Origin of the sequence: Rhodococcus sp. NPDC078407 (assembly GCF_044542515.1) — a bacterium.
Classification (GTDB): Bacteria; Actinomycetota; Actinomycetes; order Mycobacteriales; family Mycobacteriaceae; genus Rhodococcoides.
The window spans coordinates 78,562-101,470 of record NZ_JBITUQ010000012.1 but is presented as its reverse complement, the minus strand read 5'-3'; the positions used below and the strand labels follow the sequence as shown (position 1 = coordinate 101,470).

Genomic DNA, 22,909 nt, shown 5'->3' with positions numbered 1-22,909 from the left:
TCAGCTGCTGATCGTCTCCCGCTTGGCACCACGCTCCACCACTCGTCGAGCGGTTCGGGCAACGGCCTCGTCGATCAGAAATCCCTTGCTGTCCACGGCAACACCCGAGGTGGCACGTTCCAGGTCGGCCAGCAGTTCCTCTGCTTCCCGTACCTGGTCTTCGGACGGCACGTACACCGTTCGCACCGGCGCGAGTTGCGCCGGATGAATACACGCACGCCCGACAAAACCTAGACCGGCCAGAGTGCGAGTATCGGCCTCGAACGCATCGGCATCGCGGAAAATTCGCGACACCGCAGCAGGCGGTGGATCGATCCCCGCCGCCACGCTGGCCGCGACCACCTGAGCACGCACGAACGACATCGACTCCGCAGAACCGTCGACGCCCAGATCGGCGGCGAGGTCCACCTCGCCGATCTGAAGGAACTTGACCCGAGGCGCTCGGGCAATCTCCAGGGCCGCGAACACTCCCGCGGCAGTCTCGATGAGAGGCGAGACCACCGCGTCACTGCCACTCAGTAGAGCGTCGGTCTGTTCGATCTCCCGAGCAGAGGAGACCTTCGGAAGCCAGATACCTGTCAGCTTCGGGTGCAGGACCACGCGAATATCGGCCTCCTGCAACGGTCCCGGATTCACTCGCACCCAGATCTGCACCTCACCCGGTTCGCAGGCAGCAACCCACTCGGCTACCGTCGCGCGGGCGCGATCCTTGTTCGCCGCGGTGACGGCATCCTCCAGATCCAGCACCACCGCATCCGTGCCCGACGCCAATGCTTTGTCGAAACGCTCCGGCACGTCCCCGGGGACGTAGAGGTACGTCAGAGCCGACCTCATCCGATGACGCCCGTGCCCGCGACGAGGGACTTAGCAATGACGGTGCGCATGATGTCGTTGGTGCCCTCACCGATGGCCATCAGCGGGGCGTCGCGGTAGAGGCGCTCGACGACGAATTCCGTGGAGTAGCCGTAGCCACCGTGGATACGCATGGCTTCGAGGCTGGCGGTGATGGCGGCTTCGGAGGCGAAGCACTTCGCCATGCCGGCTTCCATGTCCACGCGCTTGCCTGAATCTGCCTGTGATGCAGCCCAGTACGTCATCAGACGTGCGGCCTGCAGCTGGGTCGCGATGTCGGCGATCTTGAGCTGGATCGCCTGGAACTCGGCGATGGGCTGACCGAATGCGGTGCGCTGCTTCGCGTATTCGAGGGCGGCGTCGTAGGCGGCCTGTGCAATGCCGACGCTGCGACCCGCGATGTTCAGCCGGCCGATCTCGAGACCGGACAGTGCTTGCTGCAGACCACGACCCTCCACCCCACCGAGCACTGCGTCGACGGGAACACGTACGTCGGTGAACGTGATCTCACACGACTCGGTGCCCTTGTAGCCGAGCTTGCCCATGTCGCGCTGCACCTCGAAACCGTCGGTCGTGGTGTCGATCAACAGCAGCGACATTCCCTTGTGCGCGGGGGTCGTGGTGGTGTCGGTCTTGACTAGTACCGGAAGCACATTCGCGTGCCGGGCGTTGGTGATCCACGTCTTGGCACCGTTGACGACGTAGTGGTCGCCGTCCCGCTTCGCAGTGGTCTTGATGCCCTGCAGGTCAGTGCCGGCACCGGGCTCGGTCAGACCAACACCCGTTCGCCATTCACCCGACGCGAGCTTGGGCAGCAGAGTCTTCTTCTGCTCCTCGGTGCCGTGCTTGCCGATCATCCAGCACGAGAGGTTGTGGCTGCCGAGAATTCCGGCGACGCCCATCCAGCCGCGGGCCAGCTCCTCGTACACCAGGGTGAACGAGACCTTGTCGAGGTCGAGGCCGCCGTACTCCTCCGGCGTCGTGATGCCGAACAGGCCCATGGCCTTCATGTGTTCGACGATCTCGGTGGGGTACCGTCCCGTCTTCTCCCACTCGTTCGCGACGGGGATGATTTCCTTGTCGACAAAGGTGCGCAATGCTTTACGGAAGGCCGACTGCTGCTCGTCGTACGTGAAGTCCATGATGATGTCCTGTCGGTTGAAGTGTCAGGGTGCCGGCGCGATGGCTGCGGCGAGGTCGAGGATGGCGGTCAAGTCGGTTTCGTCGACCAACCCGAGGATTCGGTCGGCCAGCTCGGTAGCACGAGAGTCGTTGCCGCAGTTGGCGAGAAACTTCTCCAGCAGACGGTCGTCGCTCAGCGGGAACCCGGCGGATCCTTGGCTGCCGCCGACGGAGGCGTCGAGCACTCGTCCGTCGGTAAGCGTGAGCACCGCCCTGCCCGACGCGGCTGCCGCGGGAACCTCGGACGGTAGGTTCGTCACCCGTACCTTGCGGGCGGTGACGAGGACGTCCTCACGTGCGATGGATTCATCGGTGTACGTCGAGACGGTGATGGCACCGTCGTGCAGCAGAGCGGCCACGCTCCACGGCAGATCGAATTTGCCGTCGTAGGTACTGCGCGGTGACGCGACCCCGGTGTTGGGTCCGCAGACGAACGGACTCGAATCGGGGTGGACGAACACCTCGATGTCGGCAACATCGCTTGCTTGAACCGCACTGTCGCCGAGCGCCTTCGCCACTGCGTCGAGCGTGACGTGCATCAGCTGGCAACTCGGATACGGCTTGATGCCGATGCGGGTGGCTTCCCACCGGGTGCCGAGTCCCTCCGTCAGTGCCGCGAAATTCGTCGGCCGGTCGGTCAACGCAGCGTAGATTCCGCGTCGACCTTCCAGGACCGACGCTGGTCCGGTGGCTCCGGCGGCGGCGAGTCGAGCGGCCAGAACACCGTTCATGCTCGCCGATCCGGGATGCAGTGCCTTGGTGTCGGCGTCGGTATCGAGGAACTCGAGCAGACCCGAACTCGACGACCCGGCGATCCCCAGGGCGTTGACCAGTGTCTCGGTGTCGAACTTCGACAGATGTCCGGCGACGAGCGCGGCCGTCAACGGTCCTACCGCTGCCGTGGCATGCACACCCCGGGCATGAAACCCGTGCGGGCTGACTTCACCGAGGCGGCAGGCGGTTTCGAGCCCGAGAGCTGCAGCGGTCAGCACGTCCGCACCAGTAGCCGATACCTGCTGACCGACGGCGAATGCCGCAGGGAGAGATACAGCCGTCGCGTGCACCAGAGCACCCGCATGCGTGTCGTCGAAGTCCAGCGAGTGCAGCATCACCCCGGTCGCGAAGGCGGCTGCCGGCGCGGAGAGGCCACGGGTCCCGGTGAGGGCCCGCGCCTCCGGTGGGCCGCCGAGGGCGTCGGCTACTGTCCAGCCCGGTCGGCCGTAGCCGAGCCGTTGGGCCGCAACGGTATTACCGACGCCATCGAGCAGGTGCCGCGCGGCCGCGTGCCGGACGTCCTCGGACAGATCGGCGACGGTGACACCCGATGCCCACTCCGCCAGGATCGTCGAGGTCACGCCCGCACCTCGTCCTTCGCCGTACCGAAGGCGCCCTCCGCCTTCAGTTGTGCGACGCGTTCGTCGTCGTAGCCCAGTTGGTCGCGCACGATGTCGTCGAAGTGCTCGTTGCGCTGCGGCGCTCGGCGGTACTGCTTGGCCTCGGATCCGAAGTTCACCGGGGAGGCGACCTGACGCACGGTGTTGTACACCGGATGCTCGGTCTCGACCACGAGATTGCGTGCGAGCGTGTGCGGTTCGGTCAGTGCGTGCTCGACGTCGTTGATCGGGCCGGTAGGCACCCCGGCCGGGCCGAGCTTCGAGAGCCAGTGCTCGACGGTGTTCGTAGCGAACACCTCTTCCAGGATCGGCAGCAGCACGTCCTGGTTCTTCCCACGCAGCGAGAAGTTGGTGAACCGTGGATCGGCACCGAGATCCGGGCGGTCGATGGCGACGACGAGCCGGTCCCAGAACTTCTCTTTGGCACAACCGACGATGAGCCATCCGTCCGTTGCCTCGAAGGCCTGGAACGGAACCAGCGAGGGGTGCGCCGAGTTCTTCGTGCGGATCGGCTCGAATCCGGCGTTGAGATGCCACGTCGCGGGATACGTCAGTAGCGACATCGCCGTGTCGTACAGCGAGACGTCGCAGTCACCGCCGATGCCATCGCGCTTGGCCGCGTGCAATCCCGACAGCAGTGAGATCGCGGCGACGAATCCACCGGAGTAATCGACCAGCGACAGACCGGATTTGGTCGGCGGGCCGTCCGGGTCGCCGGTGACGCTCATCCAGCCGGCGAGACCTTGCAGAATGTAGTCGTAGCCGGGCTCTTTCGACCGCGGTCCGGTCATACCGAAGCCGGTGAGGCTGCAGCACACGATTGCGGGATTGAGATGCTTGAGCTGGTCGTAGGTGATGCCGATCTTCTCCGGCACGTCACCGCGGAGGTTGGAGTAGACGGCGTCGCTGGTACGAACGAGGTCCTCGAACACCGCTCGCCCACTGGGCGTCGAAAGATCAAGGGAGAGTGAACGTTTGTTGCGATTGAAGCTCTCGAAGAACAGCGAGTCTTCACCCTCGTTGTAGGGCGGGACGTAGCGGCCGACGTCGCCGCCGACGCTGGGGTCCTCGATCTTGATGACATCCGCGCCGAGGTCGGCCAGGTGCAAGCTACCGAACGGGCCTGCGCCGTACTGCTCGAGGGAGATGATGCGGACGTCTTCGAGTGGCCTCATGCGTCGGAATCTTTCGTCGTGGGGAGTTCGAGCGGGCCGTTCTGCGCTTCGGGGAAGTAGTTCTGCCCGATGCCACTGTCGCGGGTGGCGACCATGACCGAGCGCTTCCACGAAATGACCTCGACGCCATCCTGATTGAGGCCGCGGGTGATCATCGAGACGATGCCGGCGTAGGGGCGTGACTCGGACTTGCGCAGCCCGGTGCAGATGCTTTCGGCGTACAGGGTGTCGCCTGCATAGACCGGGTGGGACATCTTGATGTCGGTGAAGGCGAGGTTGGAGATCGCGTTCTGGCTCATGTCGATCACCGAAAGTCCCAGCACCACAGAGACTGTGAAGCCGGAGTTGACGATGACCTTCCCATCGGTGATGGGATTCTGCGACGCCAGATGCGCGTTGAAGTGGTTCTGGTTGGTGTTGAGCGACAGCAGCGTGATCCACGTGTTGTCGGTCTCCGAGATCGTCCGCCCGAAGGGATGTTGGTAGACGTCCCCCACGGCGTAGTCGTCGAAGAAGCGCCCCAGAACGGCCGGATGGATTGCCACCGTGTCTCCTCGTGTCGGTTTGGCGAGTGCCTTACCTAGACCATAAACATCAGATGTTTATGGCGTCAAGGGTTCGAGAAAACCGGTAATCAGCAATCTTCACGTGAATCGACTCGGTAAAGAGCAGATGTTTACGGGTTACGGAGTCGATCCATCTGTCGGTACGAGTCACCGAGGTGGTCGAGATGCTTACGCATCAGATCCATGGCGGCCATCGAGTCACCGGCCTCCACCACGTCGAGCAGTCCCCGATGGTCGCTGTCGACGCACTGCCAGAAGCCCTCGGGCGCATGGTCACGACCGAAGCGGCCCGACAGGACACGGAAGACGGGTGCGGTGATGAGCTCGAGCAGGGGGTTGTGCGCTGCGCGCAGCAAGACGAGGTGGAATTCCTGGTTCTTGGCGAAGGTCTCGGGTCCCTGCACTTGGTTGGGGTCGAAGATGGTCGCGTTGAGCTGCTCGAGATGCTCGTCGGTGCGGCGGAACGCCGCGATGCCCGCGGCCGGGACCTCCATCAGGTTGCGCACTTCCATGAGCTGGTCGACGGTGACGGTCTCCGCGGCGGCCATCAGGGCCACACCGGTTTCCAGATGCTCACTGATGTGTCCGACGCTGGGGACGGCGACGAAGCTTCCACCGGTCACTCCCCTGGTCGTCTCGATCAGGTTCTGGCTGGCCAGAGACCGGAGGGCTTCACGAATAGTGCTACGCCCGACGCCGAATTCGGCCGTGAGCTCGGCTTCGCCGGGTAGCCGCTCCCCTGGCTGCAGCTCACCGGAGAGGATGCGGCTCCGAAGATGGCCGGCGAGAACCGCATACGCGGGGACACTCTTGGCGGTCGCCTTGAGCGGAGCCGATTGGGCCACGTCTTCCCCCTGATGTCGCTCGACTGTTTCTACTGACCGGTCGGCTCGAGCTTAGCCTGGCCGCTGCCTCTAGACGCAGAGATCACGACGGACGATACATCCGCTTTTTAGCAAGAAAATGCGCATACCGGCCCTGATCCAGGCCAATATTTGGACAAAGCCGACGCAATACATCAGAGGTATTGCTTTTCCCGTCGATCATCAGCACTATGACTCATGTCACCTCAGCAGTGACCCCACGACTTCGTAGGACACGCGGAGCACGCCTTCCCGCTCCCCTCGGGCACCGACAGAACGGACGCAGCATGAAACGCATTGGAGTCGACGTCGGCGGCACGTTCACCGACCTCGTCCTGTGGGACGACGACGGCACGGTCGTCGTGCACAAGACCCCGTCCACCAACCACGACCCCTCGATCGGCACGATGGACGGCATCAAAGTTCTCGCCGAACGCGCAGGGATCGACCCGTCCGAAATCGACATGTTCTTCCATGGCACCACCGTGGCCACCAACATCGTGCTCGAACACAACGGCTGCGACGTTGGCATGATCACCACCGAGGGCTTCCGCGACCTGCTGCACATCGCGCGCAAGAAGCGTCCTCTCAATTACTCGAACTACCAGGATCTTCCGTGGCAGAAGTGGCAGCTCGTGCCGCGACGCAACCGTCGGGTGGTCCCCGAACGCATCGATGCCGCAGGAAATATTCTGACCCCGCTCGACGAAGATGCTGTACGCGAACAGGTTCGACTGCTGCGTGAGCGAGGCGTGCAGGCCATCGCCGTCGCATTCCTGCACGCGTACCGCAACCCCACGCACGAGCAGCGCGTGCGAGCCATCATCGAAGAAGAGTTTCCCGGCGTCTTCATCTCCCTGTCCAGCGAGGTGGCTCCGCAATACCGCGAGTACGAACGCTTTTCGACCGCAGCGCTCAACGCGTTCATCGGACCGAAGACCTCGAAGTACATCGAGAATCTGGCCGGTAAGGCCAAAGCTGCACAGGTCGGTGAGGACGTGCACCTGATGACCTCGGCCGGCGGGCTCGTCACCTCTCGCAGCGCCAGCGAAATCCCGGTCTCACTCTTGACCAGCGGTGTGGTCGCCGGCCTACTCGGTGGCTGCGCCATCGGCAAGGCGTCCGGGTACCCCAGCGTCATCACACTCGATGTCGGTGGCACCTCCGCGGATGTCGGCGTGGCCCCGGACGGCGCGCTGCGGATGAAGCATCTGCTCGACACCCGAATCGGTGACTACCACGCGATGGTGCCGATGGCCGAGGTCGACACCATCGGTGCCGGCGGCGGTTCCATCGCCGTGGTCGACGACGGGGGCATGTTCCGCGTCGGACCACGCAGTGCGGGTGCCGTTCCCGGTCCCGCCTGCTACGGACACGGCGGCACCGAACCGACCTCCACCGATGCCATGGTGATGATGGGATGGCTGCGCGAGAAGAGCTTCCTGTCCGGAACCATGGAGGTCAAGCCCGAGCTGGCGCGCGAAGCGATTCAGACTCACATCGCCGACAAGCTCGACACCCCGCTCGACGACGCCGCGATGGGCATCTTCAAGATCCTCGCCCATTCCATGACCGAGGCGATCAGCCTGCACTCGGTGCGCAAAGGCTATGACCCGCGCGACTTCTCACTGATCGCCGAGGGCGGTGCCGGTCCGCTGTTCGCCTGGCAGATCGCCGACCAGCTCGGCATCCCGCGCGTGATCGTGCCCGGTCACCCCGGCATCACCTCCGCCGTCGGCCTGCTCACCACCGACATCCGCTACGAGGAGCCGACGACGGTGTGGACGTCGTCTGCGGACCCGAACATCGAACTGCTGCAGGAGCAGGTCGAGCGTCTGTCCGCCCTCGCCGTCGCGCAGCTCGAGAAGGACGGCGTTGCAGCCGAGAACATTTCGCTCGAACGCAGCGTCGACTGCCGTTACGTCGGCCAGGGCTACGAACTCCGCGTCGCCGCGCCGGACGGCGACATCGACGACGTGTGGGTCAAAACCGTCGCGGAGGCATTCCACGAAGTGCACGGACGCACCTACTCTCAGCGGTTCGACGACAAGCCCGTGCAGCTGATCAACGTTCGCGTCACCGGCGTGGGTGCGGTCCCGCACGTGCAGATCGCCGACATCGCCGTGGGCTCCGCCGACTCCTCGGCCGCGATCAAGACGACCACCCAGGCGCTGTTCTGGCAGGACGAGACGTCCGCGCCGCAGTGGGTGGACACCCCGGTCTACGAGCGGTCGTTGTTGTTGGCGAACAACGAGATCGACGGTCCTGCGATCGTCGAGCAGTTCGATTCCACCACGATCATCGGCATGAACCAGCACGCCACCGTCGACGCCGTCGGCCACATCATCATCGAGAGGAACCCCGCATGAGCAAGGCGCTGATGCCCACCACCGGAGTGTCACTGGCGGGCGAATCCACTCGAACCTGGAACGACGTCGAGGTCGATCCCATCACGCTGCGCGTCATCGGCGGAGCTCTGCAGTCGATGGCCAAAGAGATGGCCCAGGTGCTCTACCGCATGGCGTACTCCTCGCTCATCCGAGAGTCCGAGGATCTCGGCGCGGGCATCTTCGACATCAACGGACGCGAACTGTGTGAATCGGATTCGACTCCGATGCACTGTGGTTCGATTCCCGCCTACATCAAGGGCGTCAACCGTCGCCTCGCCGGAACGTACAAGCCCGGAGACGTGGTGCTGCACAATCATCCGTACCACGGAGCGGCTCACTCCCCCGATTATGGCGTGATCATTCCGATCTTCTGGCAGGGCGAGCACATCGGCTTCGCCGGGTGTACCGGGCACGTGTCCGACGTCGGCGGCAACTTCCCCGGACTGTGCATGGACGTCGTCGACGTGTGGGCCGAGGGCAAGCTGATGGACTCGATGAAGATCTACGAGGCCGGGGTCCGCAACGACTACCTGATTCAGCACATCCTCGACAACGTCCGTACCCCGGAGCAGAACCGCGGCGACCTCGAAGCACTGATCGCGTGCTCGCGGATCGGGGAGAAGCGATTCACCGAGCTGCTCGAGAAGTACGGCCTCGACACCGTGATGAGCGCGGGCGAACGCTGGATGGACTACTCCGAATCCATGCTACGCAAAAAGATTCGCGAGATTCCCGACGGCAGCTACACCGCACCCATCGGCTACCTCGACGACGACGGCAAGAACCGCGGCGAACCACTGAAGGTGGCCGTGCGGGTGCAGGTCGAGGGCGAGGACATTCTCATCGACCTCACCGGCTCCAACAGCCAGGTGCCCACCGCATTCAACGTCCCGTTCGAGGGTTCGGTTCTCCCGGTTGCCGTCTCGGCCATTCGCACGATCCTCCTCGACGAGGATCTGACCGAGGAATTCGTTCCCCAGAACGACGGGTGCTTCCGCCCCGTCAAGGCCTATGCCCCCGAGGGCACGATCTTCAATCCGGACTTCCCCGCGTCGTGCTTCGCGCGGTTCTCTCAGGTGAACCGGGTGTTCGACTCGATCAACCTGGCTCTGGCCCCGGTTCTTCCGGACCATGCGATCGCGGGATCGTCTGCGGCTCTGTGCGCCATCGCCTATTCCGGTATCGCGCCGGACGGCGAATCCTATTGGGTCTACATCGAAATCAACGAGGGCTCCTACGGTGGCCGCAACGGCAAGGACGGCATGGACGCTGTCGACGCTCTGATGGCCAACACGCGCAACAACCCGATCGAGGAGCTCGAGCTCAACCACGCCATGCGTGCGTTGCGGTACGAGCTGCGCGACGAGGCTCCCGCACCAGGCAAGTGGCGCGGCGGTATCGGCAGTGTGCGTAAGTGGTTGATGGAGACCGATACGTTCCTCGGGTCCGAGGCCGACAACCGGTCGGATCCTCCAGCCGGAGCCCTCGGTGGACACAATGGTGTGTCCGGCTCGTTCACCAGGAACGCCGGGACCGACCGCGAGGAAGTGTTGTACTCCAAGGTCACTCAGGAGACGATTCGTTCCGGTGAGACGCTCGAGATCAAGCTCCCCTCGGGCGGCGGCTTCGGGAACCCGTTCGAGCGTGATCCCTTCCAGGTGCTCAGCGACGTCTGGGACGAGTACCTCACCGAGGACGATGCTCGACGCGACTACGGTGTGGTCGTGAACACCGATTCGTGGACGGTCGACGAGGACGCGACGGCCAAGCTGCGCGCCCGGAGCGCGGCCTGATCGAGGACGGGACCTTCGGCGGTGTCGTCCGGTGGATCGACGACCGGAACGACACCCCAGGGCCCCTGTCCGGCCTGCGCATCGGCGTCAAGGACAACATCGACGTGGCCGGCGTCGAGACCACCTGCGCGTCGGAGTTTCTCGAGCACAACGTCGCCGACGCTGATGCCGAGGTCGTCACCCGCCTACGTGACGCAGGCGGGTCGGTGGTCGCGAAACTGAACATGGCCGAGTTCGCCGTCGGCGTCACCTCGCAGAACTCGGCTGCAGGACCGTCGTACAACCCGTGGAATACCGCTCGGGTCCCCGGCGGATCGAGCGGCGGTTCGGGGATTGCCGTCGCCGCCGGATTGATCGACGCGTCCCTGGGCACCGACACCGGCGGGTCGGTGCGCCTCCCCGCCGCGTCGTGCGGAATCACCGGTCTCCGCCCGAGTTGGGGATCGATCAGCAACGACGGCGTGTTCCCGGTGAGCGAGCAATTCGACACCGTCGGCCCGATGGCGCGGTCGGTGGCCGAGGTGAAGGCTCTATTCGACGTCTTGTCCCCCACTCCATCCGAACCATCAGCCGTGACACGTATCGGTGTGCCCACCATGTTCCTCACCGCGGACGTGGATCCGGGCGTCGCGCAGACCGTCGCGGCTGCGGTGCGCACCTTCGCCGAACTGGGGTACGAGATCGTCCCCATCGAGCTGGGGCATGCCGCCGATGCTCAGGACATCGTCTACACGATTGTCTACAGCGACCTCGCTCGCCGCCATCGGCACCGGCTCGACACCGAGCCCTCCCGTTTCCAGCCCGCGACTTACGAACGAATAGCGCTGGGCCTGAGCCTTTCCGAGTCCGACCGTGCCCGTGCACTCACCGGCCGCGATCGGTTCCGTCAGGCCATGACCGCCACGTTCGAGAGTGTCGACGTGGTGTTGACCCCTGCCATGCCCGTCGATGTTCCCCCGAGGGACGGGGGCGACGACGTTGTTGCGCTCTCACGACGGATGGGACAATTCACGTACCCGTGGTCGTTGCACGACGGCCCGACGCTGGCTCTGCCGGTCGGGTTCCACCCGTCCTCGGGCATGCCGGTGGGAGCGCAACTCACCGCTGCGGCGCACCGTGAGGGCGCGTTGTTCGGCGTGGGCGAGCGCTATCAGTCGGTGACCGACTGGCATCGGGCGATACCACCGCATACATCTGATCTTTAACCCGCACCGTGCGGTCAATCGGCGGGCATTGTCCGTATTTACCTCACCTTGACGCTCAAAACATCTTATGTTTAAGTGGTTGGCAGCTGTTACGTACGTCTCACTACGGGTGGGCCTGCGACAGCCGACACTCCCACTTCGGCATCGTCACGCCGATCAGCAAGCGAGGACGCAGATGCATTTACGCCGAATCACCTCGATCATGACAGCAGTGGCGCTGTCCGGCGCGCTGGTGGCGTGCGGATCGGATCCCGACCCCGACGCGGACCCCGCCAATCCGGTCACGATCGACGTCACCGTCTCGGCAGCGGCCGAAATCTACAGCATCCCTTGGCTTGTCGCGCAGAAGCAGGGACTGTTCGAGAAGCATGGCGTAATCGTCGAGAACATCGTGCCGGGCAAGGGCGGCAGCGCGACCATGCGCACGCTGCTCGACGGCAACATCCCCATCGGTGAGGTCAGCTACCCGTCGATCGTGCAGGCGGACGCAGCCGGCTCCGAACTGCGCATCGTCGGCGGCGGCACGCAGGGGCCGTACCCGATGAACTTCTACGCACTCGCCTCGAATCCCAATATCAACTCCATCGAGGACGTCCGCCGTTGGGCCTACACCCGGCCCAACTCGGCGTCTGATGCTCTGACGCGTCTGCTTCCCTCCGTTGCGGGCGTCGACCCGAGCCGAATTGAGCGGGTTGCCTCCGGCGGAATCGGCGAGGGCTTCGCACTACTCGAAGCAGGCAACGTCGATATCGCGCTCGTTCCCTCCATCGTCGCCGAACAGCGGACGGAGGATTTCAAGCTGATTGTCAGCAGCCCCGACTACATGTCGCGGTTCCTGCAGTCGACGATCACCACGACCAAGGATTACGCCGCGAGTAATCCCGGCGTCGTGCGCGCCATCAATGCCGGTTACACCGAGGCGGTGGCGTCCATCAAGGCCGATCCTGTTGCAGCCGCGCAGATCTACGCGGACTACACCGGATTCGATGTGGAGTCGGCGACCGCGGTGGTCGAGCGCGCATCCTCGGTCGACACCTGGGGCGGCGGCTTCGACACCGCGTCGGTCGAATCCGCCCAGGACGGCGTGGAAGCGTCCGGGAGCGATCGAGTACCCAACTTCTGCACCCTGTTCGACCCGGACTTCCTCGCCGCGGGAGTAGAGAACGATGTTCCCGGCGACTGCGACTCCTGACAACAATTTCCCACCACCAGAAGGTAGCGACGTGACTCACGCAGCGACTCGACCCCGCCCCGACACCACCTCCGCCATCGCCGTCGCCTCGTCGGTCTCGCGGCACTTCGGTGATGTGACCGCCCTCCACGAGATCGACTTGTCCATCGGCCGAGGAGAATTCGTCTCCGTCGTCGGGCCCAGTGGCTGCGGCAAGTCCACCCTGCTCGAGGTGTTCGCCGGACTGCAGGATCACGATGGCGGCACCGTGCAGGTCGACGGGCACCCGCTCACCAGCCCTCGATCCAAGACTGCGGTCATCTTCCAGGAATCGGCGACGCTGCCTTGGCGGACTGTCCGCGACAACGTCGCGTTCGCTCTCGAAGTCCGGGGTGTCGGCAAGAAAGAGAGGCGCGCCCGCGCCGACGAGCTGCTGAACACTGTGGGGCTGAGCAAGTTCGGCGACCACTACCCCACGCAGTTGTCCGGCGGTATGCGCCAGCGTGTGGCGATCGCTCGCTGCCTGTCCATGGAGCCTGACCTCATTCTCGCGGATGAGCCGTTCGGTGCTCTCGATGAGCAGACGCGATTGGTGATGTCCTACGAGCTGCTCAAGATCGTCGAAAAGCTCACCTGTGGAGTCCTGTTCATCACCCACAGCATCCAGGAAGCTGTTCTGCTGTCCGATCGCGTACTGGTGATGAGCGCACGGCCCGGTCGATTCATAGACGAGATGGACATCGACCTGCCCCGTCCGCGCTCCGAGGACGTCCTCGCCAGCCCAGCGGCAACTGCATTGCACGAACGCATTTGGTCGAGTCTGCGCGACGAGGCCAAGAAGACGATGAGCATCGAACCATGAGTGCCCCCACGCGCGAGAGCACGCGCGCCTCTGTGGTCCCCGGATACATCCGGCCTGCACCCTCCACCCAACTCGGTCTCCCCGCATGGGGATGGACAGTGCTCATCCTCGTCGCGGCTCTGGTGGCCATCGACATCTCGGCACGATTCTTCGCTTCTCCGCTCGACATCGTTCCGGTGACCGACATGATCACGACGTCACTGAGCCTGCTGACCGACCCGGACTTCCTTGTCGACGAGTTGGGCCGGACGCTCGGCATCATCGTTCTGGCCTTCGTGCTCAGCTCCGTACTCGGTGTCGGCGCCGCGTACGTGCTGTGGCGGTACGAGCTGTGGGACAGAGCGTTTCAGCCCTACCTTAACGTGTACTACGCCGTCCCGACGTTCGCGCTGTACCCGATCATGGTGGTGCTGTTCGGTGCTGGCGTGGCTCCGATCGCCATCCTGTCCACCATCTTCGCCTTCGGTGTGGTGGCGCTGAATGCGCGCACCGGTTTCAACTCGGTCACTCCGATCGTCACCAAGCTCGGCACCACGCTGATGCTCACACGGTGGCAGTACTTCCGATCGGTGCTGCTTCCGTATGCGTTGCCGAGCATCGTGACCGGACTCAAACTGGGGCTCTCGTACGCCGTCATCTCGGTGTTGGCCAGTGAGTTCATCCTGTCGACTCAAGGCCTGGGCCACTTCATCTCGATTGCCTACGACGGGTTCGACATCGCCGACATGTACGCCGGCATCCTCATCGTAGCGCTGATCGCTCTGCTCTCGACCTCGCTGATCTCGTTCGCGCTCAACCGATTCGATTGGAGGCGCCGCTGATGAGCAGCACCTTGGACAGAGTTGCCACCACCCCGACCGCTCCCCCGAAAGCCGCCTCGTCCGCTAGCCGCACCAACGCCCGACGGTTCCTGCCGCCCGTGGTCGTCGCCGTTCTCGCGGTGCTGATCTGGTGGGTCTCGGCCGTTCTGGTCGACAGTCTCATCTTCCCGACGCCCGCCGAGGCCATGAATTCACTGACCCAGGACCTGGGCGACGCAGACTTCCGAGCCAACGTCTACGACTCGCTGCGCATCCTCGTGCTCGCGTTTCTGGCCAGTACCGTCGTGGGTTCATTGCTGGGCCTGACGCTGGGCCTGAGTCCGTTCTGGACTCAAACCATCGCCCCGATCGTGTACTCGATCAACAGCATTCCGAAGATCGTGCTGTATCCGATCTTTCTGTCGTTCCTCGGGATCGGCGCACTGAGCCGATTCGGATTCTCCTTCTACGCCGCGTTCATCCCGATGTTCCTCGTCGCCGTCGAGGCCACAGCATCGGTCCAGCGAATCCATCTCAAGATGGCGGCGTCACTGCAGGTGAGCTGGCCCAGGTTGATCCGTCAGATCGTCATTCCCGCCGTGCTTCCGGCATTGGCGACGGGTATGCGCATGACTTTCGGCTTAGCGTTCCTGGGACTGCTTCTCGCCGAGATGTTCTCGTCCTCCAGCGGCATCGGATACGAACTGCTCCGCAACGTCAGCCTGGTGCGCATGGAGAACATCATGGGCACGGTTGTCTTGATCCTGGTGATGGCACTGCCGCCGACTATTGCCCTGCAGTGGTTGGAGAGTCGCATCACCTCGAAATACGGCGGCCGGTGACGAGGTCCGTTCAGCGAGGACCGAACTGACGGTCACGAGGAGATTGTCGATTGAGGACAACCGTCCATAAAGAGACTGTCGCCTGATACCCAGACGGAGAGCAGCCTGGGCTTTGCTTCCGCCGTTCGCGACGAAGGCATCGAGAGTGCGCACCAGATCAGAGGAATGCTCGGTATCGAACGCGATCGCGGGTCCGAGCTGCTCGGTGATGACGCAGTGAGCATACCCGGTGCCAGGCAAGAACCGAGCAGGCGTTAAACACCGACGTCTCGCGCACACAGGACGCCCGCCCAAGTCCCGAAGCGCCGGGCAACCTGTACCACCTCGCGCGTCTGGCCGATCGAATCTGCGATCTCGGACAGCCCAAGGACCGGGGCAGAAACACCGATCGTGTGTAGCAACGAACCAGTGGATCCGGTCGCATCGACTCATTCGGTGCTCCTCAAGCGGTCGGAGTTTAACTGTTGTAAGTCGAACCCTCCCGGCTCAGGGCACCATTCTTCTGTTCTCACACGCTTTGACTAATTACCGGCGTGAAAGACCGATGCTAGTCCGTGCATTGGAATCGATAGCACATGAGAGCAGCCGACCTCCTGGTCGACTCGCTGCATGCGGATTGCCCTCAATCCTGGGAGCCTTGTCAGATCGGTCCTTGCATTCGAGCCTTCCACATGGTGTGCTCTCGACTAAACGCTGCTTCCGCATCGTGAATAAACTGTGCCCACTCTTGCTCAGTTCGTTCGGCGTCAATCGTCGATGCGAGCAAAGCTATCTCGTGACTGGTCACCGAGTACGCCTCCGACAATTGAGTGTATTTTTTGCCCTGCATCCACACAATAACTCCCGAGGAGAGCGCAGCCATCACACTCATTAAATCGATATCAATGTTGCCCCGAATCCGCAAGATGCCAAGAACGATAGCAACAGCCGAAACGCCAACTAAGATGCCTCGACTCCGCTTTGCCCGATCCTTGTTCCACTTTGATTTCTTTGAGTACCAGCCCAACTGATCATCGACACGCCATTGGCGATAGGCAGCTCTCCTAATCTCCATTGACGAGCAACGAAGTGATGCCATGCTCTCCGTTACACTGGCATTAGCGTGACTTGCACTTGGCACATCGAGACGTGGTAGTTGCTCAAGAATGCCGCCCATTAATTGCCGGAACCGCTCCTCAGATGCTGCATCGCCCAAGCGAAATGCTTCGCCGCCAGTAGCAAACTCCCAAGATGCCGCTTTGATTGACTCGCTCGCAGCGCGCGCCTCGTACCACTCTTTTTCCGCTTTGTCAGCAATCCCCGATACTTGCACGGCTATGATTCCCATGAAGACGAGGAGCGCCACGATCGGCCCAATTCCGCTAAGACTGCTAACTGGCAGGAGCGCGGTTCCAGCCGCGAGTGCTAGCGCGACGATCTGCCCACCAAGAACACGATAGAAAACCCTCTGCTGAACACCGGACCGCTCCTCGGCTGCGTCCAACAATGTCGGAAACGATAGGGTAGCGCCATTTGGTTCACTCATGGTCGAACTCGTGTCTTACTTGCGATTGGGGCAGATCGTTTGGCGAACGCTTCGTCGATCCACTTTTCTGGGTCCCCCACAAAAGTATCCCAAGGCACTAGTACGCAATACCTATCGTCCTCAGACCACGAGCATTTTTCGTTCGGAATGAAGTAGTTGTAGCCAAACTCGCGAATTGCGTTACAATCGCCAACGTCGACATTCCTGTGACTGTCGCCACACGTCCCACATTGATAGTCGCCCAGGTAAATAGATGAGGTCATTGATGGCAGGATTACACCTAGGATTCCGTTTTTTGTGTTTCCGGCACCGCTATACAGGGATCCTTGAAGCTCTTTCTTAATGTAGTACTGTTCGTCTGCTCCCAGAATTTCCGCGCTGTGGCGACCTATTAAAAAAATCGTCACTGTCGAACGGCTAAGATAGTCGGAACGTATCCGCTGCATGACATAGTCCTGATCGTCCGACAGTATAGCCTCGTTCAGTGACTTATCGATGTAGTCGAGGTCAGGCCAGGACTGAATTTCATCCTTGAATGCCTTATCCTCAGTTTTGAAAGAAATGAATACTGTATGACCCACCGCGAGCTCCTTACACATTGTTGACCGGCAGAAGCTGGTTTCCACTTCTCCGCATAAAGCTACAGGTTCGGTCCGACACGTCCGTGCGAACGCAACAACGCCCTCCTACAGAACTGAGTCGCCGTCGACCTTGTATCGCGCATGCTTAGCGCGCGTCTGCGGTCCTCCGGGGTGAAGGCCGACACCGAACACGCATCGACACCGGCCGAGCGCTTCCGATGTTGGTAATCCGCCACCGAATCGAAGGCAGCCGTCACACCGACCGACGTCGAGACGTACGTCATCGATTTGCCGCGCTGAAAACCCAGATCGGCACCGACCTCGACCGCGTCGATGTTCGATCCCAGGAACACGAAGTCCCAGCTGTACTCGGTCTCCTGCCGCTGGATCAGCTCTCGCACAGCCGAATTCGTCCACTCCTGACTCGCGTTCTCGTGACCGTCGGTCATCACAAGAACGGTCACCGAGCCGGGGCGCTCGTTTTCCGGTGTCGCGGCAAGGCCCGCGCCGACCTCGCTGACGAGCCGGCCGATCGCGTCGTACAACGCGGTGCCACCCCGCGGCTCGAGCACGAGCGGCTCGACGTCCTCGATGGGCGCGTTGTCGTAGACCAGCTCGTACCGGTCGTCGAACTGTGCGAGCGTGACCACGGTCCGACCGTCGGCCTCACGCTCCTTGGTGATGAACGAATCGAATCCGCCACGGGTGTCGTCGGCGATGGAATGCATCGAGCCGGACCGGTCGAGCAATGCGGCCACGAGAGAGAGCTTCGGGTTGGTCATGTTTTCCTTCCGTAGGACGCAGCCGGAGCTGCGTCGGATGAATTAGACTGAGAGAGAACGGAAGAGCGATCGGTGACGGCTACCGCAGCGCAACCGTCGTACCGCCCGAGAACGCCGAATCATGCAGCTCGATCTCGGCAGGCAAGGTTCCTACAGGGACGTCGAACACCACGGTTGTATCCAGCGCATTGCCCGGGTTGATCTGTTCGTAGCCGATGCTCTCGTCGAGGTATGCGGTCGCAAGGCTGTCGACGGAGTACTGCTTGCCGTCCGCGTCGAGCAACTTCTGCGAGGACGCGTCCAAGCTCTGCGCACGGTCGCCGATGTTGCGCACGGTCATCGTCACCTGGACGTACTCACCCTGCGCAGTCTGCGTCAGGTACTCCGAGCCGACGGTCGCGACGGGTGGCGCGACGGCCGTGACGATGAACTCGAACTTCCCATCACGCACTGGGACGCCGATTCCCGGCTGAGTCGGCTCGGCCGGGGCAGCAGGAGCCGCTGCTTCTGACGACGGGGATCCGGCCGGCGCGGGAGCTGTCGGGCTTTCCGACGAACCACCACCGATGAGCCGAATGAGGACACCCAGCACGACGATCGCCAGGATGACGGTCAGGATCTTGTGGCGGGCAAACCAACTCTTCTTCTGCTCGGGAGCGGGCGGGGCGTACTGCTGCTGGGGGTTCGGGTTGTGGTTGGTCATGACGAATTTCCTCTCGTTGGGCGATGCATCAACCACACCGCAGCCGGCCCTGCTCGCGCCTCGGCTGACCGGTCGGTGCGCCTCCTCCTTTCGGTCGCATCCGATCGGCAATGCGGGCCGATAGGACGATTCGCGGTGTCGGTGCTCGGCCGTACGCTTCTCCTCGTGAGCACCCACCGAACAGGCACCCTGCGCCGCAAAGCCTGGACAACGGCGGCGGTGGCCTTCAGCCTGTTCTGCTCGATGATGACCGCCGGCTTGGCAGGCTCCTCCGGAACGCCGGGGTGGAACCTGGGCCTCGGCGTCGCGCTCAACCTGATCGCCGGCGTCGCCTCGATCTGGCGACACGAACGGCCATGGGTGGTTCTGGGACTCGCGTTGGCCGGGCCACTGTTCTTCGCCACCGATGCGACGGCGGCGTTGATTGCCCTGTTTGCTGTCGGTGCGTTCGCGCGCACCAAGCCGCTCGTAATTGCTGCCGTCGCCGTGTACGTCGCGTGCGGGGTGTCGTTGACGTACGACGCGCATCGCAGTCGGTACTACTCCGTCCTGACCATCGGTTCGACGAAGGCCGAGGATGGGTCCATGCCGGTGGAATGGGACGTCCCGGCGTGGATTCCGTGGGTCGTCGCGGCAGTGCTCGTCGGGTTGGTCGTGGGTGGAGCAATACTGCGCCGCACGCGATCCGACCTGACGGAGGCTGTGGTCACGCGAGACAAGGTGACGGTGGAGTCCAACGCTCTTCGTGAGGAGATGCTGCTGAATGCGGAACGTGCCCGCATTGCTCGCGACATGCACGACACCCTCGCGGCCAGCCTCAGTCGCATCTCGCTGTTTGCAGGCGGAATGCAGGTCAATAGCGCCGATGGACCCGAGAAGGTAGCTCAAACTGCGTCGTTGATTCGGCAGACCGCGCACGATGCGCTCGACGAGCTCAAGCGCATCATCGGCGTATTGCGCGGATCGGCCGATGCCTCGAGCGGCGGCCGGCAAAGCGTCGAGGGCATCTCCGATCTGGTGCACTCGGCGCGGGACGCGGGCTTGCACACATCGCTGATGCTCGACGTGACGCCCGGTGAAATCGGCGCTGCGAGCAGTCATGTGGCGTATCGGGTGGTCCAGGAATCGCTCACCAATGCGCAGAAGCACGCCGCCGGTTCGACCATTCGGGTGGCGGTCTACGGGTCCGATCAGACGGGCGTGCGCGTAGATGTGCGCAATCAGCTGATGGGGCAACCGGCGTTTGCGCACGGGTCGGGTGCGGGGTTGGCGGGATTGGCCGAACAGGCCCGCGGAGTGGGCGGCACGTTCGCAGCGGGCGCGCAGCCCGGCGAGTTCGTGGTCTCGTGCTGGCTGCCGTGGTACTCCTGACGGGCAGTGTCGGAGTCGCGTTCTAAGCTCAGCGAACCATGACAGCGCCAGCCGTGATCACCGTTCTGATCGTCGACGACGACCCCTTCGTTCGACGTGGAGTGACGGACATCTTTGCGAAGACCCCGGACATTGCGGTGGTGGCCGACGTGGAGGACGGCGACCAGGTGCCTGCTGCGGTGACGGCGTTCCGGCCGCACGTGGTGCTGATGGATCTTCAGATGCGACGGGTCGGCGGACTGGATTCCACTCGCGAGTTGATGACGCTGGCTTATCCACCGAGGGTCATCGCGATGACGGCGATGGATGTGGACGATCTGGTGGTACGTGCCATCGAGGCGGGGGCACACAGCTTTCTGAGCAAGAGCGAGGCACCGGAGACGTTCCATCAGTCGGTTCGAGCAGTGGCATCCGGCAATACGTTGTTCAGTGAGGATTCGCTCCGGAAAATTGTGGCGACGTCGGTGTTGCCGGCGACCCGGACATCGGTGTCGATGGACGTGCTGAGCCCGCGCGAGCGAGATGTGTTGCGCATCTTGGCAACTGGTTCGACCAATGCGGACATCTCCTCCGAGCTGTACCTCAGTGAGACGACGGTGAAGACCCATATTTCCGGGATATTCATGAAACTCGGTGTGCGCAATCGAGTCGAGGCGGCACTGGCTGCCTTCAGAGCGGGAATGGTCACGTGAGCGTGGGCGTCCCGGAAACGTTGCACACGGATGGGGCCTTGCAACACCAACGCAGTGCATGACTGGCCGATGCGGGGCGCTCAGCCATGTCGTAGGCGTGCAGTAAGTTGTCGCAATGGGTAACGACAGCCAGATCGCGCCGACCTCGAAGTTTGAGCAGACTTTGCGGGCGTCGGCCCAAATGCCCGGGGTTCGGATCGATAGGAACGCCTTTCTCCGCAGCGAGCTTAAGAGGTTCTGTACCGACGACCAGATCCTTCGCGCGATCGCCACGACCCCCGCTGAAGCGGGCGTGCCGCTGAAGGTGATCGACCAGATTGCGAACAGTGTCATCAAATACGAGACGGGCAAAGTCACCACAGTGTCAGCTGCGGCGGGTATCCCTGGTGGGTTTGCTGCGTTCGGAACCGTCCCGGCCGACATCGCGCAGTACTACGGCCACCTCCTACGGGTCGTCCAGAAGCTTGTCTACATTTACAGCTGGCCTGACCTGTTTGACGATGCAGAGGACGCCATAGACACCGCGACCGAGAGCATGCTAACGCTGTTCATCGGCGTGATGTTCGGGGTGAACGCCGCACAAGCGGGCGTTGCACAAGTGTCGGCGTTAATCGCGAAGCAGGTTTCGAAGAAGTTGCCTCAGCAAGCTTTGACCAAGGGCTCGATCTACCCAATCGTCAAGAAGGTTGCGACGGTCCTCGGTGTTCAGATGACAAAACAAATCTTCGCAACAGGTGCAGCAAAGATCGTTCCCTTGATAGGTGCGGCCGTCTCAGGTGGTTTGACGTTCGCTACCTTTTACCCGATGTCGAAGCGGCTCCAGAAGCACTTGTCGACCCTGCCTTTGACCAAGCCAATCATTGTTCGCGACCCGCAGTAGATCGGACACGAAGTCCATTGCCGTCTAGCGGCAAGAAAGCACAAAGCGGGTATAGAATTTTAGGTTGTCTTTTTGCAATCCCATAAAAGCGCGTCCAACTACCACGCGTTCGCCTTGGTTGGAATGCTTCGTTTATTAGAGGGTTTATTAATCGCGAATCAAAGTTTTTAGTCGACAAGTAAGTTCAAATAACTGCACGGAATTAGTTGCAACGTATGAATCAATTAATTGCTCCACTGTCCACGACGTAAATCCGAGTCAACGGCAACTTCGCTTTCCATATTTGCGGCAAGGACGGGTAGACCTGTAGGACCATATCGACTAAATCCTCGCCGTTAACTAGGCGCAGATCATGTCGGTTACGTTCAAGTGCGACTGCGTCTTTCGAATACGTGCCCAAGGTGACAAACAATCCCAGTTCACCGTGAGACAAAGCGCCGATTAACTGCTGGACATCAGAGGATGCGGGCTTACCTAGCGAGTGCTTGCATTGCACCTTCAAAAGCGGCGGCTCTAAGCCGAGCGGGTCTCGGTGCGCAATGACATCGACGCCACCGTCGTTCGAATACTGCGTAAGACGAGCGCGGTAGCCTAGGCCGCGTAGGACATCGGCGACGAAGTGCTCAAACTCCTCATGGCTAAGATTTGCGTACAACGTTTTCGCAACGAAATCACGAGTGAACCGATCAATTTTATCCGCATTCGGCTCCTCTTCTGCCCATTCGACCGCCTCATCGACCGAACTGGGCACATCGGTCGAGGGCGAACCATCGCCATCTACGATGCCGGGCGTCATTCGACTCAGGAATTCGTGCGCATGAGTCTTCACACGGAACAGCGTGAGCGCTGAGCCGATCTCGTAGAGGGCCTTTTGGCTGAATTCGGCGCGTGCGATGCCTGTCTCGATCCACTCCACCGTTCTGCGATGTCGATGAATCGGAACCGCGGGAAAGTACTCGCTTGCACCGGTGATTCGCCCCAGACTAACAGTGCTATCCGACTTCTGAGGAGCAACGACGATGTCACCGACTGCCATCTCGAAGCCGAACCGAAGCAGCACGCCCGCCCATACGGGAACCGCACCGGGCTTCGCCAAAGGGTAAGCCGAGGCTATAGCAATCTTCAGGGCATCCCGATCAGGGCCGATCAGCGCCAGATCGCCGACCTCATCCCACCCGATGCTGACGAAACCTCCTTCGAGAAGGTTGAGCGACGACTCGTCGTTGTGAAGACCCCACACAGTTGTCATGTAGAAGATTCAACATCACCGACGAACGATT

21 protein-coding genes and 1 pseudogene are annotated in these 22,909 nt (G+C 62.3%); 10 read left to right on the top strand and 12 right to left on the bottom strand.

What is annotated here, in order from left to right; all coding sequences use genetic code 11:
• The 6 genes from ACIGGF_RS14350 to ACIGGF_RS14325 form a co-directional block, all read right to left on the bottom strand.
• Positions 1-834 (bottom strand): HpcH/HpaI aldolase/citrate lyase family protein, encoded by an 834-nt coding sequence (locus ACIGGF_RS14350; RefSeq protein WP_397521952.1) that lies wholly within the window; start codon positions 832-834, stop codon positions 1-3.
• Complete coding sequence (locus ACIGGF_RS14345; RefSeq protein ID WP_397521951.1) at positions 831-1,994, bottom strand: acyl-CoA dehydrogenase family protein; 1,164 nt, start codon at positions 1,992-1,994, stop codon at positions 831-833. The genes ACIGGF_RS14350 and ACIGGF_RS14345 overlap by 4 nt, the downstream gene beginning before the upstream one ends.
• Before the next feature lie 24 nt (positions 1,995-2,018).
• A complete protein-coding gene (locus ACIGGF_RS14340) occupies positions 2,019-3,389 on the bottom strand; it encodes an MmgE/PrpD family protein (protein WP_397521950.1) in 1,371 nt (456 codons plus the stop codon).
• The gene (locus ACIGGF_RS14335) at positions 3,386-4,603 is read right to left on the bottom strand and encodes a CaiB/BaiF CoA-transferase family protein (protein WP_219520115.1); all 1,218 of its coding nucleotides are present in this window, start codon (positions 4,601-4,603) and stop codon (positions 3,386-3,388) included. Before ACIGGF_RS14335 ends, ACIGGF_RS14340 begins: the two co-directional genes overlap by 4 nt.
• Positions 4,600-5,148 (bottom strand): MaoC family dehydratase, encoded by a 549-nt coding sequence (locus tag ACIGGF_RS14330; protein ID WP_032393090.1) that lies wholly within the window; start codon positions 5,146-5,148, stop codon positions 4,600-4,602. Before ACIGGF_RS14330 ends, ACIGGF_RS14335 begins: the two co-directional genes overlap by 4 nt.
• 131 nt (positions 5,149-5,279) lie before the next feature.
• The gene (locus ACIGGF_RS14325) at positions 5,280-6,014 is read right to left on the bottom strand and encodes a FadR/GntR family transcriptional regulator (protein ID WP_032364336.1); all 735 of its coding nucleotides are present in this window, start codon (positions 6,012-6,014) and stop codon (positions 5,280-5,282) included.
• 305 nt (positions 6,015-6,319) lie between these two features.
• On the opposite strand from ACIGGF_RS14325, the gene ACIGGF_RS14320 reads away from it, so the two are divergent.
• The 7 genes from ACIGGF_RS14320 to ACIGGF_RS14290 all read left to right on the top strand — a co-directional run bounded on the left by ACIGGF_RS14320 (position 6,320) and on the right by ACIGGF_RS14290 (position 15,095).
• Positions 6,320-8,401 (top strand): hydantoinase/oxoprolinase family protein, encoded by a 2,082-nt coding sequence (locus ACIGGF_RS14320; RefSeq protein WP_397521949.1) that lies wholly within the window; start codon positions 6,320-6,322, stop codon positions 8,399-8,401.
• Positions 8,398-10,215 (top strand): hydantoinase B/oxoprolinase family protein, encoded by a 1,818-nt coding sequence (locus tag ACIGGF_RS14315; protein WP_397521948.1) that lies wholly within the window; start codon positions 8,398-8,400, stop codon positions 10,213-10,215. The genes ACIGGF_RS14320 and ACIGGF_RS14315 overlap by 4 nt, the downstream gene beginning before the upstream one ends.
• Positions 10,161-11,420 (top strand): amidase, encoded by a 1,260-nt coding sequence (locus tag ACIGGF_RS14310; protein WP_397521947.1) that lies wholly within the window; start codon positions 10,161-10,163, stop codon positions 11,418-11,420. Before ACIGGF_RS14315 ends, ACIGGF_RS14310 begins: the two co-directional genes overlap by 55 nt.
• 175 nt (positions 11,421-11,595) lie before the next feature.
• Positions 11,596-12,612, top strand: coding sequence for an ABC transporter substrate-binding protein (locus ACIGGF_RS14305; RefSeq protein ID WP_397521946.1), 1,017 nt, complete (start codon positions 11,596-11,598; stop codon positions 12,610-12,612).
• A gap of 76 nt (positions 12,613-12,688) precedes the next feature.
• Positions 12,689-13,453 (top strand): ABC transporter ATP-binding protein, encoded by a 765-nt coding sequence (locus ACIGGF_RS14300; RefSeq protein ID WP_397521994.1) that lies wholly within the window; start codon positions 12,689-12,691, stop codon positions 13,451-13,453.
• Positions 13,450-14,274 carry an ABC transporter permease gene (locus tag ACIGGF_RS14295; RefSeq protein WP_397521945.1) on the top strand — a complete coding sequence of 275 codons (825 nt, stop codon included), beginning with the start codon at positions 13,450-13,452 and terminating at the stop codon, positions 14,272-14,274. Before ACIGGF_RS14300 ends, ACIGGF_RS14295 begins: the two co-directional genes overlap by 4 nt.
• Entirely contained in the window at positions 14,274-15,095 is an 822-nt protein-coding gene (locus ACIGGF_RS14290) for an ABC transporter permease (protein WP_397521944.1), read from the top strand. Before ACIGGF_RS14295 ends, ACIGGF_RS14290 begins: the two co-directional genes overlap by 1 nt.
• A 48-nt stretch (positions 15,096-15,143) precedes the next feature.
• Here ACIGGF_RS14290 and ACIGGF_RS14285 read toward each other — a convergent pair.
• The 5 genes and pseudogenes from ACIGGF_RS14285 to ACIGGF_RS14265 all read right to left on the bottom strand — a co-directional run.
• Positions 15,144-15,527, bottom strand: a pseudogene (locus tag ACIGGF_RS14285) (helix-turn-helix domain-containing protein); the annotation flags it as partial.
• A 208-nt stretch (positions 15,528-15,735) separates the two neighbouring features.
• A complete protein-coding gene (locus ACIGGF_RS14280) occupies positions 15,736-16,620 on the bottom strand; it encodes a DUF4231 domain-containing protein (RefSeq protein WP_397521943.1) in 885 nt (294 codons plus the stop codon).
• Positions 16,617-17,201 (bottom strand): TIR domain-containing protein, encoded by a 585-nt coding sequence (locus ACIGGF_RS14275; RefSeq protein WP_397521942.1) that lies wholly within the window; start codon positions 17,199-17,201, stop codon positions 16,617-16,619. The genes ACIGGF_RS14280 and ACIGGF_RS14275 overlap by 4 nt, the downstream gene beginning before the upstream one ends.
• A gap of 59 nt (positions 17,202-17,260) precedes the next feature.
• Positions 17,261-17,983 (bottom strand): VWA domain-containing protein, encoded by a 723-nt coding sequence (locus ACIGGF_RS14270; RefSeq protein WP_397521941.1) that lies wholly within the window; start codon positions 17,981-17,983, stop codon positions 17,261-17,263.
• Between the two features lie 79 nt (positions 17,984-18,062).
• Complete coding sequence (locus ACIGGF_RS14265; protein ID WP_397521940.1) at positions 18,063-18,686, bottom strand: DUF4352 domain-containing protein; 624 nt, start codon at positions 18,684-18,686, stop codon at positions 18,063-18,065.
• A gap of 135 nt (positions 18,687-18,821) precedes the next feature.
• Here ACIGGF_RS14265 and ACIGGF_RS14260 point away from each other — a divergent pair, with 135 nt between their 5' ends.
• The 3 genes from ACIGGF_RS14260 to ACIGGF_RS14250 all read left to right on the top strand — a co-directional run bounded on the left by ACIGGF_RS14260 (position 18,822) and on the right by ACIGGF_RS14250 (position 21,629).
• Positions 18,822-20,057: a sensor histidine kinase gene (locus ACIGGF_RS14260; protein WP_397521939.1), complete on the top strand. Its 1,236-nt coding sequence runs from the start codon at positions 18,822-18,824 to the stop codon at positions 20,055-20,057.
• Positions 20,058-20,095: 38 nt separating this feature from the next.
• Positions 20,096-20,749, top strand: coding sequence for a response regulator (locus ACIGGF_RS14255; RefSeq protein WP_397521938.1), 654 nt, complete (start codon positions 20,096-20,098; stop codon positions 20,747-20,749).
• A 115-nt stretch (positions 20,750-20,864) separates the two neighbouring features.
• Positions 20,865-21,629, top strand: a complete 765-nt coding sequence (locus ACIGGF_RS14250) for a hypothetical protein (RefSeq protein WP_397521937.1) — start codon at positions 20,865-20,867, stop codon at positions 21,627-21,629.
• Between the two features lie 220 nt (positions 21,630-21,849).
• Here the strand turns inward: ACIGGF_RS14250 and ACIGGF_RS14245 are convergent, their stop codons facing one another.
• Positions 21,850-22,878, bottom strand: coding sequence for a restriction endonuclease (locus ACIGGF_RS14245; protein ID WP_397521936.1), 1,029 nt, complete (start codon positions 22,876-22,878; stop codon positions 21,850-21,852).
• Between the last annotated feature and the right edge of the window lie 31 nt (positions 22,879-22,909).